Annotated in this window: 14 protein-coding genes; 9 read left to right on the forward strand and 5 right to left on the reverse strand. The window is 52.4% G+C overall.

All coding sequences use genetic code 11. From position 1 onward, the window contains the following. Positions 1-317: 317 nt before the first annotated feature. Complete coding sequence (locus JK198_RS11545; protein WP_212708503.1) at positions 318-1,256, reverse strand: 2-hydroxyacid dehydrogenase; 939 nt, start codon at positions 1,254-1,256, stop codon at positions 318-320. Further along, positions 1,192-1,551: a hypothetical protein gene (locus JK198_RS11550; RefSeq protein WP_212710539.1), complete on the reverse strand. Its 360-nt coding sequence runs from the start codon at positions 1,549-1,551 to the stop codon at positions 1,192-1,194. Before JK198_RS11550 ends, JK198_RS11545 begins: the two co-directional genes overlap by 65 nt. Positions 1,552-1,612: 61 nt before the next feature. Here JK198_RS11550 and JK198_RS11555 point away from each other — a divergent pair, with 61 nt between their 5' ends. From JK198_RS11555 to JK198_RS11585, 7 genes are all read left to right on the forward strand, one after another. Further along, a complete protein-coding gene (locus JK198_RS11555) occupies positions 1,613-2,647 on the forward strand; it encodes an MsnO8 family LLM class oxidoreductase (protein WP_212710538.1) in 1,035 nt (344 codons plus the stop codon). Positions 2,648-2,761: 114 nt separating this feature from the next. Beyond that, positions 2,762-4,099 (forward strand): LLM class flavin-dependent oxidoreductase, encoded by a 1,338-nt coding sequence (locus tag JK198_RS16990; protein WP_212708506.1) that lies wholly within the window; start codon positions 2,762-2,764, stop codon positions 4,097-4,099. A gap of 2 nt (positions 4,100-4,101) precedes the next feature. Beyond that, positions 4,102-5,040: an ABC transporter substrate-binding protein gene (locus JK198_RS16995; RefSeq protein WP_212708517.1), complete on the forward strand. Its 939-nt coding sequence runs from the start codon at positions 4,102-4,104 to the stop codon at positions 5,038-5,040. Between the two features lie 9 nt (positions 5,041-5,049). Further along, entirely contained in the window at positions 5,050-5,586 is a 537-nt protein-coding gene (locus JK198_RS11570; protein ID WP_212710549.1) for a GNAT family N-acetyltransferase, read from the forward strand. Beyond that, the gene (locus JK198_RS11575; RefSeq protein WP_212708507.1) at positions 5,579-6,505 is read left to right on the forward strand and encodes an amino acid ABC transporter permease; all 927 of its coding nucleotides are present in this window, start codon (positions 5,579-5,581) and stop codon (positions 6,503-6,505) included. Before JK198_RS11570 ends, JK198_RS11575 begins: the two co-directional genes overlap by 8 nt. Continuing rightward, on the forward strand, positions 6,505-7,284 hold the full coding sequence (locus tag JK198_RS11580; protein ID WP_212708508.1) for an amino acid ABC transporter ATP-binding protein: 780 nt from the start codon (positions 6,505-6,507) through the stop codon (positions 7,282-7,284). Before JK198_RS11575 ends, JK198_RS11580 begins: the two co-directional genes overlap by 1 nt. A gap of 10 nt (positions 7,285-7,294) precedes the next feature. After that, positions 7,295-8,203 carry an ABC transporter substrate-binding protein gene (locus JK198_RS11585; RefSeq protein ID WP_212710537.1) on the forward strand — a complete coding sequence of 303 codons (909 nt, stop codon included), beginning with the start codon at positions 7,295-7,297 and terminating at the stop codon, positions 8,201-8,203. A gap of 76 nt (positions 8,204-8,279) precedes the next feature. Here JK198_RS11585 and JK198_RS11590 read toward each other — a convergent pair whose 3' ends face one another. The 3 genes from JK198_RS11590 to JK198_RS11600 form a co-directional block, all read right to left on the reverse strand. Beyond that, complete coding sequence (locus JK198_RS11590) at positions 8,280-8,465, reverse strand: hypothetical protein (RefSeq protein ID WP_212708510.1); 186 nt, start codon at positions 8,463-8,465, stop codon at positions 8,280-8,282. 113 nt (positions 8,466-8,578) lie between these two features. Next, complete coding sequence (locus JK198_RS11595; RefSeq protein WP_212708511.1) at positions 8,579-8,911, reverse strand: DUF1622 domain-containing protein; 333 nt, start codon at positions 8,909-8,911, stop codon at positions 8,579-8,581. Positions 8,912-8,982: 71 nt separating this feature from the next. Then, on the reverse strand, positions 8,983-9,555 hold the full coding sequence (locus JK198_RS11600; protein ID WP_212710536.1) for an HdeD family acid-resistance protein: 573 nt from the start codon (positions 9,553-9,555) through the stop codon (positions 8,983-8,985). 302 nt (positions 9,556-9,857) lie between these two features. On the opposite strand from JK198_RS11600, the gene JK198_RS11605 reads away from it, so the two are divergent. Next, a complete protein-coding gene (locus JK198_RS11605) occupies positions 9,858-10,109 on the forward strand; it encodes a DinI-like family protein (protein WP_212710535.1) in 252 nt (83 codons plus the stop codon). Positions 10,110-10,339: 230 nt separating this feature from the next. Further along, a complete protein-coding gene (locus JK198_RS11610) occupies positions 10,340-11,968 on the forward strand; it encodes an ABC transporter substrate-binding protein (RefSeq protein WP_212710534.1) in 1,629 nt (542 codons plus the stop codon). Positions 11,969-12,040: the final 72 nt, after the last annotated feature.

Below are 12,040 nucleotides of genomic sequence, written 5' to 3' on the forward strand. Positions count from 1 at the left end.
AAACATAATATTTTTTATGTATATATAACCGGGAGGCTTATTATTTTAATCTATTGATTTTTATTGATAAATCATACATACCTCTTTCTTATGACCCTGGTGAATGCGGCGTTCATCGGCGATTTATCCGGCAAAAAAGACCAGACACTCCGGGCAAAGGGACAGATAAAGAGGCGTTAACCGGCAGGCGGAACATGGAAGGGAAGATGATTGTCTGAGGCAGTGGCCAGGTCACAGCAGTACCCGGCCTGATAAGCAATATCGTATAAATACAGCGGCAACCCGGCCGCAAAGAGCGGGGGGTTACCCCGGGTTGATCAGCGGCTGATCACCGGTGTCAGTAACGGCTGTCCGCTAAAATATGCGCTGATATTATCGGCGACCAGTGTTGCCATCGCTGCCCTGGTTTCATGGGTCCCGCTGGCAATATGGGGTGTGACCACCACATCAGGCCGGTTAAGCAGTGCCGCAGGAACCTGAGGTTCATGGGCAAACACATCCAGCCCCGCACCGCCGATCTCCCCGCGGGTAATGGCTTCCACCACCGCATCTTCATCTGTCACACTGCCACGGGAGATATTGATCAGAATCCCTGTCGGGCCAAGCGCTGTCAGCACCTGCCGGTTAATCAGGCCACGGGTCTCTGGATTCGCACTGACACAGACCACCAGAATATCGCTGTTCTCAGCCAGAGTGATCAGACTGTCGTAGCGGGTCACCTCCGGATCGGTGACCGGACTGTTATTGAAACAGGCAATCGGCATCGCAAACCCTTTAGCACGCCGGGCAACGGCTTTACCGATCCGCCCGTAGCCGACAATACCCAGCCGTTTACCGGTCACCTTACTGGCCAGCGGAAAAGAGCCTGAGGCCCAGCGTCCCTGTTCGACAAATTTTTCCGCGGCGGTGATCTGTCGCGATACACTGAGTATTAAAGCCATACCCAGATCAGCCACATCATCGGTTAAAATATCCGGCGTATTCGTGACAGTGATACCTTTCTCCGTTGCCGTATGGATATCAATACCATCGTAGCCGACCCCGAAAACGGCAATCAGCTTTGCCTGCGGGAACTGGCTGATAAACTCAGCATTTACCACTGATTCCCCGCTGGCAACAATTACCCGGACTTCTGCAGCGAGCCTGCGGATCTCGTCAGCGGATAAACGGGAATATTCATATAACTGATAATCAGATTTCAGTTTTTCTTTCAGGGTCTGTGGCACTTTGTCGGCTAATACCAGGGATGAAGACATCGTTTTTATCCTGTATTAATGGAGTGAGAACCGCCAGCAGACAGGCGTGACTGTTGGCTGGTGGTCCAGTAAAACTAATACATAATCGGTGTGCTGTATAGTCTGCCGGCACCACAGACAACGCTCCTGTAAAGTGAGCACCACCCTGCGGCTTGTCGCCGGATATTACCGTGCCCGGCTTTTTAACCCGGCATCGGTCAGGACGGTTGTTTTCAACGTGACCCGAAAATATTGTTATCCGCTGAAAAGTTATATTTAAATTTAATATAACTAAGGGATTTTTTGATGTTTCCATTATTCACCTTCAGGCGCTAATAATTATTCCATAGTGTCATTATCAGTAAACGGAATAATAAATGCCTTATCAATTGAGTGTACTGGATAAATGCCTGGTGCCGGATAATGAAACCGCTACCGGCGCACTGAATAATGTGGCGGAACTTGCCCGCTTAGCCGAAAACTGGGGCTACCATCGTTTCTGGCTGGCGGAACACCATAATACATCGTCACTGGCCAGCCCTTCGCCGGAGATCGTGATTGCCTGGATACTGTCCCGTACCCGGAAAATAAGGGTCGGCTCCGGCGGGGTGATGCTGCAGCATTACAGTCCTTATAAAGTGGCAGAAAATTTTAATCTGTTGTCGGCGCTGGCCCCCGGACGGGTTGACCTGGGGGTGGGTAAAGCGCCCGGCGGGCTTCCCCTTGCCACCGGTGCGTTGCAGGAAGGCCGTGACAGTGCAAACGCCGCGGACTTCAGTACCCGCCTGAAACAACTGGACGACTATTTACAGACCCGCGAGGCGGCAGACCCGGAGAATGCCTTACTGGCCACCCCAATCCCTGCGGTCAGTGCCCGGCGATTTTTACTGGGTGCCAGTACCGCCAGCGCCAGCCTGGCAGCAGAGCTGGGCTGGGATTTCGTCTTTGCCGCCCATCTTAACGGTGACCGGCAACTGTTAAATACCTTTACCCGCTACTGGCAGAAGCACAGTCAGCGCCCGGTGAGGGTCGCCATTCAGGCGATTGTCAGTGAAGATCCTGACGTCGCCATGCGTCAGGCGGCAGAGCAGCAGTTATGGCAGGCTGAACTGGTCAATGGCCAGCGTGTCACGCTGGCCAGCCAGGCACAGGCCGAGCGGTTTATTCGCCAGAGCGGGAGTGAAGCTAAGTCGGTTACCCGCCGGCAGGCGGCAATTTTTGCCGGTTCAGCACAGTCGGTGATTGGGCAGCTTGACGCGCTACACCGTGACACCGGGATCAGTGAGTTTATTATTGATATTCCGGTCAGTGACCCGGCGGTGCGCAGAGAGACCTTATATTTACTGGCGCAGGCAAAAGGCAATATTCAGCCTCAGAAAGTGCCGGCAGAAAATATCATCCGGACGGCCTGATAACGGTCAGATTATATAATTATCCGCCGGGTATACAGGGGGGAATTCATCTGTCCGGTATTTAAATAGCAGTATCACTCAGAAAATAAAATATTACTTTTATAAGGGATCGCTATGTCTGTAAAACGTCAGTTAAGACTGGGAACTATTCTGCACGGAGCATCAGGTAATATGTCGGCGTGGCGGCATCCGTCGGCCACCGCTGATGCCAGCATTAATATTGATTTCGCCACAGAAACTGCCAGAAAAGCAGAGCAAGGGAAACTGGATTTTCTGTTTGTGGCTGACGGCTTATATATCAACGAAAAATCAATTCCGCATTTTCTTAATCGTTTTGAACCCCTGACATTATTATCCGCACTGGCCGGGGCAACCCGTCATCTGGGGCTGGTCGGGACGGTATCGACCTCCTACAGCGACCCTTTCACCGTCGCCAGACAGTTCGCCAGTCTGGATCATCTGAGCGGTGGCAGAGCCGGCTGGAATGTGGTGACTTCTCCGCTGGAGGGGTCGGCAAAAAATTTCTCCCGTCAGCAGCACCCTGAGCATGGTTTACGTTACCGGATTGCCAGTGAATATCTGGACGTGGTGAAAGGGCTGTGGGACTCATGGGAAGAAGGGGCGTTTATTCGTGATAAACAGAGCGGAGTGTTCTTCGATAAAGAAAAACTGCATACCTTAAACCACCACGGCGAGTTTTTTGACGTTGCCGGGCCGCTCAATATTGGCCGTACCCCGCAGGGCAGGCCGGTGGTCTTCCAGGCCGGTGCCTCCCGTGACGGTAAAGCGCTGGCGGCCAGACACGCGGATGCTATTTTTACCCATCAGAAAACCCCCGATGAAGCCAGAGCATTTTATCGTGATGTCAAATCACAGCTGGCGGAATATCAGCGCAGCCCTGACCAGCTGCATATTTTCCAGGGAGTCTCTGTCATTATCGGTGATGATGCTGACGATGCTGAACGTCAGTACCAGCAAACGGCGGCACTGGTTTCCATTGAGGACGCGCTGAATTATCTGGGCCGTTATTTCGAACATCATGATTTTAGTCAGTATCCGCTGGATGCTCCTTTCCCTGAACTCGGCGAACTGGGCGGTAACAGTTTCCGCAGTACCACCGACGAAATTAAACAGAATGCCCGTGAACGGGGTTTAACCTTACGCCAGGCGGCGCTGGAAGCAGCAACACCCCGGCCAGTATTCTCCGGGACGGCAGAGCAGGTGGCCGACGGACTGCAGTTCTGGTTCGAAAGTGGTGCGGCTGACGGCTTTATTATTAATGGCGGAACCCCGGAAGTGTTCGCGCGGTTTGTGGATGAAGTCATCCCGCTATTACAGCAGCGCGGCCTGTTCCGCAGGGATTATCCGGGATCCACCCTGCGTGATTCATTCGCGCTTCACCCGCCGGTAAACCAGTTTCAGTCAGCCCCGCAGGTACAGGAAGCCCTATGACAATGTTCAATAACAGATTACGCCGGTTTATCGTGCTGGCCGGACTGGCAGCTGCTTACAGCAGTGCCGCCGATGTCAGGATCAACAATACCAATGTCAGCCTGGCAGCCAATGCCCGCCCGGTGGATACGGTGAAAAATCCGACAGCTATCAGCCAGATACCGAAAAACTTTCACTTTGTTCACCCCGGGGAATTTACCGTCGCCGTCAGCGGGATGACCGAACCGCCGTTAGCCGTGATGGCTGATGACAATAAAACCCTGATTGGCAGCGAACCGGACATTGCCAGGCTGATTGCCGACAGCCTGGGGCTGAAACTGAATATTGTCCAGACGTCCTGGGATGACTGGCCTCTCGGTGTCAGCAGTGGCCGGTATGATGCAGCAATTTCCAATATCACGGTGACCAGAGATCGTAAACAAAAATTCGACTTTGCCACTTACCGTAAGGATCTGCTGGCCTTTTATGTCAAAGATAACTCTCCGCTGAAATCAATCACCAAAGCTGCGGATATTGCCGGGCTGAAAATTATTGTCGGCTCAGGCACTAACCAGGAAGCTATTTTACTGGCGTGGGATAAAGAAAACCGCAGCCACGGGCTGGCCCCTTTTACTCCGGTATATATGCCTTCCGGTTCTGCAGAGAGCCTGGCGTTACTCTCCGGACGGGCTGATGCCTATTTCGGGCCCCATGTACTGGGTGCATGGAAATCGCAGGTTACCGGGCAGACACGGTTTGCCGGTGCCGTTGATGGCGGCTGGCCTAAAGCGGCGCATATCGCGGTCACCATGAAAAAAGGTAACGGACTGGACCGGGCGGTACAGACTGCCCTGAATGGCGTGATTAACAATGGCGATTATCAGAAAGTATTAAATCGCTGGGGAGAAGGGCTGGAGGCTTTGCCATCGTCTGAAATTAATCCCCCCGGGCTGGGTGACTAGGAGGCAATGATGACAGCGACCGGCTTTCGGATTGTTTCTCCTGATGCACAAGAGTTACAGCCGATTCTTAAAGGGTTATTTGCTGAATACGGACAGCGTTATGGTGACTATTTCCGCGGGCATCATCAAGAAGAACCGACGGATTATTATCTGGCCCCGCGCGGACTGTTTCTGGTACTGGAGCAGGACGGTGAAATTATCGGGACCGGGGCATATAAATATTTCGACGATCATACGGCCGAAATAAAACGTATCTGGACGCGGGCATCATTACGCGGACAGGGGATTGCACAGCGTATGGTCACCCGACTGGAACAGCATGCGAGACAGGCCGGTTACCGTGCTTTGTATCTGACCACCGGGTTTCGTCAGCCGGAAGCGGTCGCGCTTTATCTGTCGCTGAATTACCAGCCGGGCTTTGATGTCCGGCGGGATTTTGAAGAATACAGCCGGCCGCCGTATGACGGACGGCTGAGGTTTACAAAATCGCTGGTTACCCCGCTGGCTGCGGCGGAACCCCATTACGGAGCTAACAGCCATGTCTGAGTCACCTGTGTCGAAGAAAGTCGTACCGGTCCGTTATCCATGGCGCATTGCCGGCACTTTAGTGTCGGTACTGATTTTTGCCGGAATTATTCAGTCGGTCGCGTTTAATCCCCGCTGGGAATGGGGGGTATTTGCGAAATGGTTTTTTAATCCGGTGATCCTGCAAGGCCTGGGACGTACCTTACTGATGACCCTGGTGAGTGCATTACTGAGTGTGGTGATCGGCGGTGCTCTGGCACTGGCCCGGCTGTCTTCATCCCCGTTACTGAAAGCGCTGGCCTGGGGCTATATCTGGCTGTTTCGTTCTCTGCCGCTGATTGTGGTGCTGATTATTTTGTATAACTTTTCTTATCTGTACGACACCCTGTCGCTGGGTATTCCCTTCACTCCCTTTAACTGGGGACATTTTCAGACGGTGAATGTGCTCGGGCAGTTTCAGACGGCAGTGATCGGGCTGACACTGGTACAGAGTGCGTATACGGCTGAGATTATCCGCGGCGGGTTCCAGTCGGTTGACTTTGGTCAGTATGAGGCGTCGGCAGCTCTCGGGTTACCTGCATGGCGCAGAACCTGGCGGATTATTCTGCCACAGGCATTGCGGGCCATCTTACCGACAGGCTTTAACGAGATTATTGGTCTGGTGAAAGGCACCTCAGTGGTTTATGTACTGGCAATGCCGGAACTTTTTTACACGATTCAGATGATTTATAACCGTAACCAGGAAGTGATTCCGTTACTGATGGTCGGAGCCAGCTGGTATCTGGTGATCACCAGTGTACTGGCCGTGCTCCAGTTGCTGGCAGAGAAAATGCTGGCCCGCAGTGAGCGTAAAGCTGTCTCTGCTGCCGTCCCCCGTCGTTCGCGTATCTGGTCGCGGGTCGCTACCCAGCGCCGTGGTCTGTCAGAGGAGGTCTCCTGATGTCAGTGAATACCGATAAAAAAGGAAAGATTTCTGTCAGCGGCGTCAGTAAATCGTATGGTCAGTTCCGGGCGCTGGATCACATTGATCTGGAAATTCCGCCGGGATCCGTCACGGTGATCATCGGACCTTCCGGTTCAGGTAAGTCAACCTTGCTGCGTACCCTCAATCGGCTGGAAAAACCGGACGAGGGCTTTGTCCGGCTGGATGATGACTATATTGGCTATCGTGAGAAAAACGGTAAATTGTATGAATTACCGGAAAAAGCATTGCTTAAACAGCGTCTTAATGTCGGCTATGTGTTTCAGAATTTTAATCTGTTCCCCCATATGACCGTGCTGGACAATATTATTGAAGCGCCGGTAGTACATAAAAAGCTGTCACGCAGTCAGGCCAGACAAAGGGCGGAAGCGTTGCTGACGATGGTCGGCCTGCAACAGAAAGCGGATGCCTGGTCACGTCATCTGTCCGGGGGACAGCAGCAGCGGGTGGCGATAGCCAGGGCACTGGCACTGCAGCCAAGGGTATTATTATTTGATGAACCGACCTCAGCCCTCGACCCCGAGCTGGTGGGGGAAGTGCTGGACGTTATTGCCAGGCTGGCAAACTCCGGGACGACGCTGGTGATTGTCACCCATGAGATCGGTTTTGCCCGCCAGATAGCTGACCAGGTGGTGTTTATGGTTGATGGAAAAATCGTCGAGCAGGGCAGCAGTGAACAGGTGCTGAACAATCCCCGTCATACGCGGACGCGTAATTTTTTAGCCAGTGTTCTGTAAGGAGAAATCCATGGGGTATCAGCCGGTTATTTGCTCACTGATCATCGGGATGGCTGTCAGCTGCGGGGCCCGCGGGGCAGCATTACCCGATCTGCAACAGAATCAGACCCCGATACACACCCCGCTTAACCGGGCGGCGGTCGCACTGATACCGCCCGGCTATCATTTTGCCAGACCGGGGGAACTGACGGTGGCGATTTCTGCACAGAATTCCCCGCCACTGGCCCTGCTGGCGGATGATAATCAGACACGGATCGGCAGTGATCCTGATATCGCCAGGCTGCTGGCTGATAGTCTGGGGCTGAAACTGAATCTGGTCCCCGTCAGCTGGGAAAACTGGCCGCTGGGTATCAGCAGTGGCCGCTATGATGTGGCGCTGGTCAATATTGCGGTCACTGAACAGCGTAAACAAAAATATGATTTTGCCAGTTACCGGACTGATTCTCTGGCGTTCAGTGTCCGGAAAAACAGCCCGATCACCCGTATCAGTAAGGCAAAAGATATTGCCGGATTAAAGGTAGTTGTCGGTTCAGGCACTAACCAGGAACGGATTTTACTGGGCTGGAATCAGCAGAATATTAACCGGCACTTACCTCCGGCAACCCCTGTCTATCTGACAGATGATGCGGCGGATAATCTGGCATTACTTTCCGGGCGGGTGGATGTTATTTTCGGGCCACAGGCAGCCGCAACCTATAAAGCCGCGCTGACCGGTCAGACGCGGGTTGCAGGCACGGGGCCGGTACAGGCCGTGGTGGCAGCCACCACCCAAAAAGGGAATAAACTGGTATTTGCGGTGCAGGAAGCCCTGAATGGTGCTCTGCGTAACGGCACCTATCAGCAGGTAATGAACCGCTGGGGGTTACAGGATGAAGAGATTACTCATTCGCAGGTGAACCCGCCGGGCATCACTTATTAAGCAGGCAGGGGAAATATATGCGGGGCTCTGCTGATACGGAGCCCCGCAAATACGGCTGATATAACAGCGGTCTGTGTTACTTATTATGGTTTTTTCTATGAAAAGCCAGACGTTCTTCAAAGAACTCTTTCAGCTCACCTTCCAGCCCGTGTATTTTTTTCTTCAGCTGATTCAGAAGAAATTCATCACTGTTCATATTTTCAATCTGCATCATCGCCAGTTCATCGACATAGCGTTTTTGCTCCGAAGTCAGTTTGGTCATCAGTCTGCGTCTCTGTTACTCGTATTGTGGACGGAAATTTCCGTAAATGATGCTGCTCCAGTGGTCTTCTGCAGCAGCACAGGTCTGTAAATCACAGTGCGTTACCGCCGGGATTATTTTTCCTGCGGCGCATGTTCCAGTTCCTTTGCCAGGAAAAAGTTCAGGAAGGTACGTATGACGGCAATGATCCCCAGTTTAATCAGACTGTCCAGATCAGGGTCGACCGTTGTGGCGAGGATATCTGCAGCTAACTGAAACTCCAGCGCCATCGCCAGCCAGTTACCAAAGCAGTAACGGGCAGCAGCCCCCCCTCTGCCGCGGCACAGTACCCGCAGTGTGCGCAGTAATCCGATAACCACACAAATGACCGAAATCGTTTCCAGTGCTAACTGGAAAAAATGCACACAACTGACCAGTCCTTCACGCCAGTAAGTTAAATCCCACATCCCGGACCCCGAATTGATTGTTATACCCTGCGTTTAATACTTCCCTGTCAGCGCGCTGCTGACGACACGCGTTATTTTTCTGTGCGGAATAGTGCCGCAATCTGAAACAGGGCAAAAGAGCTGAACAGCATTTCCAGGCCGACAACGACGGTGACCAGCATAAAGGACATTTGCGGGCCGGCGGTCAGCAGGATCACGGCAATAATAATATCGAGAATACCGACAATAATTTGCAGCCAGCCAGCGTTATGACCCCGCAGACGGAACCCGGCAGACAGACGAATAATCCCGCCAACCGCGAACAGTACTGCCAGGATAACAGACATGGCCATAATGCCTGCCACCGGACTGCGGATAAAAACATATCCCATAATCAGATAGGCAATCCCCAGCAGGATCCCGCCGAGCATTGGCCCGAAATTATGGCTGCGGTTGGCGATCATCCCGATAATCAGGCCGACGCCACTGAGCAGAAACATCACGCCGGCAAGGGTGCTTAAGGCGACCCCGGAAGCAAAAGGATTGACCAGACAGAAAATCCCCCCGGCCAGTAACAGGCAGCCGGTGATCAGCAATAATACCCGCTGTTTTTTAACAACATCCTCATTCAGACTCAGCAACTGTTTACGGTCGATATTTAACATGCATCACTCCTTTCAGACATAATCAGACTTCTCCGGTTTACGCTTAACTATAGACTAATCAGCCAGAGACGATGGTCTGAGTGATTTTTTTACGCCCGCGGCGGGCTGCGTCATAATCAATAACATTATCTGTCGCCAGTCACCTTTCAAATCAGCCAGATATACACCTATACTCAGTAACGTCGGCCTGTCTGTATACAGGGTGCCGGGCCGTACTGACCAGTTTATGTCCTGGCCGTTATATTGTCTGAATAGCTGATAAGTGCCCTCAGGTTAACGGCCTCAGAGCGGAGGAAGTGTGTATGGAGATTAAAATCAGTATTGCCGGGACGGATATTGCAACGCTGTCCGGACAACAATATGAAGCCTTTACTTCAGAACTGCGTGTCCGGGTACATGAAGTTTATCCCCAGAGTCAGTTACTGATCCTCAGAGAGGGTGATGAAACCCGGTGTATCGCTGATGGTTTTCATCAAAATGAACATGTCAGTGTGGTGGTTAATGAGCTATTGCAGGATGTCCTGCTGCACGGTTACTGGCGTAAACCCGGCTAGTCTGTCTCTGGTCTGTCTGCCGGGTCACCGGCAGTCGGGTTAAAGGCCGGGATCTGCCTGCGATACACCCGTCATTTCACCGCGACTGTGCTTCGCATGTCGCCGGTAAATCTGCAGTCAGAGGATTTTCCTCTGACGAATTATCTGTAAATACTCTTATATTTTAATAATCCGGGGCAGTGTGATATTCATAACCTCATAATTATTAATAAATAAGTAAGGGTATATTTATGCAAGGACAATATTCATATCTTAATAAAATCCGGCTGTCGATGGTACTTGCCGGACTCTGCGTTTCACCATTGGTGATGGCGGCGACTGTGCCCGCCGGGACATCGCTGGCGACCACCCAGAACCTGGTGCGCGGTAATGGTGCCGAGCCTGCAACCCTCGACCCGGACAAAGTGGAAGATAACAGTTCGATGGCTATCATCAATGACTTGTTTGAAGGGCTGGTCAGAGTGGATGATAAGGGGATCGTCACTCCGGCACTGGCCGACTCATGGCATACCAGTGATCATAAAACCTGGATTTTTCATATCCGGCCCGGGGTCCGCTGGTCTGATGGTTCGCCGATTAGTGCACAGGATTTTGTCTACAGCTGGCGCCGGTTGTCGGCACCTCAGACCGCATCTCCCTATGCCTCGTTCACTGCGAATGCCCATATCCTTAATGCGCAGGCCGTCATTGACGGAAAAATGCCGCCTGACCAACTGGGAGTGTCTGCCCCCGACAGTTCAACCCTGAAAGTGGTCCTCGATCAGCCGGTATCTTATTTCCTGCAATTTGTTGCTCATCCGTCACTCTTCCCTGTCAGTGAAAAAGACGTGGAAAAATACGGTGATACCTGGACGCAGCCCGGCCATATGGTCAGCAGCAGTGCCTATCAGCTCACGGACTGGGTGGTTAATGAAAAGGTGACCCTGAAGCGTAACCCGCGTTACTGGGATAATGCACATACTGTCATTAATCAGGTGACGTTTTTGCCGGTCAGTGACAGCAGCGCAGAACTGAACCGTTATCTGGCCGGTGAGATCAATATTACCTCGACAATCCCGGCGATTGATTTCAGCCGGATGAAAAAAGAAAAACCGCAAGAGGTGTTTGCTGCACCGGAACTGAGCGTGTTCTATTTTGATATTAACAGTGGCCGGGCACCGTTTAATGATGCCAGGGTCAGACAGGCCCTTAACCTGGCCCTGAATAAAGATATTATCAGTGAAAAAGTGCTGGGAATGGGGCAGAAAGCGGCCTGGACGGTGGCACCGTTGTCTATGGGCGGGGTCAGTATCACCCCCCCGGCATGGGCAGGCTGGACCCCGGGCCAGAGAATTGCCAAAGCCCGTGAGTTACTGAAAGAAGCCGGATATAGTGCCTCCCGTCCGCTCCGTTTCTCTGTGCTGTATAATAACAATGCAGATAATCAGCGTATTGCCATTGCCGCTGCCTCTATGTGGAAAAGCGCCCTCGGGGTCAGTGTGACGCTACAAAACCAGGAATGGAAATCGATGCTGGATACCATGCATCAGGGGCAGTTCCAGCTGGTACGCTATACCTGGGGGGCGGATTACAATGAGTACTCCACGTTTCTGAATACCTTCCGTAGCGGTGACAGCAATAACACCGGTAATTACAGTAACAAAGCTTTTGATCATGAAATTGCTGCCGCACAGCTGGCGCAGACCCCGGCAGAGACCGCCACCGATTACCAGAAAGCGATGGAGATTGCCGCCAATGACGCGCCGGCGATCCCCGTTTTTTATGGTGCTCAGGATTATATGGTTAACCGCCGGGTCGGGGGATTTGCGCCTTCATTACTCGGTTTTTATTACACCAAAGATTTATATCTTAAGCAGTAAGTGTGCTGACCGGTGCCGGTCCTTGCGCTCAGAGGGCAGACCTGGTGCCGGTTATACGGAGACGCGGATGTT

The organism is Tatumella sp. JGM91, assembly GCF_018257575.1.
GTDB lineage: Bacteria > Pseudomonadota > Gammaproteobacteria > Enterobacterales > Enterobacteriaceae > Tatumella > Tatumella punctata.

What these genes read in the sequence shown, in the direction of transcription:
- JK198_RS11555 (WP_212710538.1), top strand. Translation starts at nt 1,613, where the DNA reads ATGCCTTATCAATTGAGTGTACTGGATAAATGCCTGGTGCCGGATAAT.
- JK198_RS16995 (WP_212708517.1), top strand. Translation starts at nt 4,102, where the DNA reads ATGTTCAATAACAGATTACGCCGGTTTATCGTGCTGGCCGGACTGGCA.
- JK198_RS11595 (WP_212708511.1), bottom strand. Translation starts at nt 8,911, where the DNA reads ATGTGGGATTTAACTTACTGGCGTGAAGGACTGGTCAGTTGTGTGCAT.
- JK198_RS11610 (WP_212710534.1), top strand. Translation starts at nt 10,340, where the DNA reads ATGCAAGGACAATATTCATATCTTAATAAAATCCGGCTGTCGATGGTA.
- JK198_RS11580 (WP_212708508.1), top strand. Translation starts at nt 6,505, where the DNA reads ATGTCAGTGAATACCGATAAAAAAGGAAAGATTTCTGTCAGCGGCGTC.
- JK198_RS11605 (WP_212710535.1), top strand. Translation starts at nt 9,858, where the DNA reads ATGGAGATTAAAATCAGTATTGCCGGGACGGATATTGCAACGCTGTCC.
- JK198_RS11600 (WP_212710536.1), bottom strand. Translation starts at nt 9,555, where the DNA reads ATGTTAAATATCGACCGTAAACAGTTGCTGAGTCTGAATGAGGATGTT.
- JK198_RS11570 (WP_212710549.1), top strand. Translation starts at nt 5,050, where the DNA reads ATGACAGCGACCGGCTTTCGGATTGTTTCTCCTGATGCACAAGAGTTA.
- JK198_RS11590 (WP_212708510.1), bottom strand. Translation starts at nt 8,465, where the DNA reads ATGACCAAACTGACTTCGGAGCAAAAACGCTATGTCGATGAACTGGCG.
- JK198_RS16990 (WP_212708506.1), top strand. Translation starts at nt 2,762, where the DNA reads ATGTCTGTAAAACGTCAGTTAAGACTGGGAACTATTCTGCACGGAGCA.
- JK198_RS11575 (WP_212708507.1), top strand. Translation starts at nt 5,579, where the DNA reads ATGTCTGAGTCACCTGTGTCGAAGAAAGTCGTACCGGTCCGTTATCCA.
- JK198_RS11545 (WP_212708503.1), bottom strand. Translation starts at nt 1,256, where the DNA reads ATGTCTTCATCCCTGGTATTAGCCGACAAAGTGCCACAGACCCTGAAA.
- JK198_RS11550 (WP_212710539.1), bottom strand. Translation starts at nt 1,551, where the DNA reads ATGGAAACATCAAAAAATCCCTTAGTTATATTAAATTTAAATATAACT.
- JK198_RS11585 (WP_212710537.1), top strand. Translation starts at nt 7,295, where the DNA reads ATGGGGTATCAGCCGGTTATTTGCTCACTGATCATCGGGATGGCTGTC.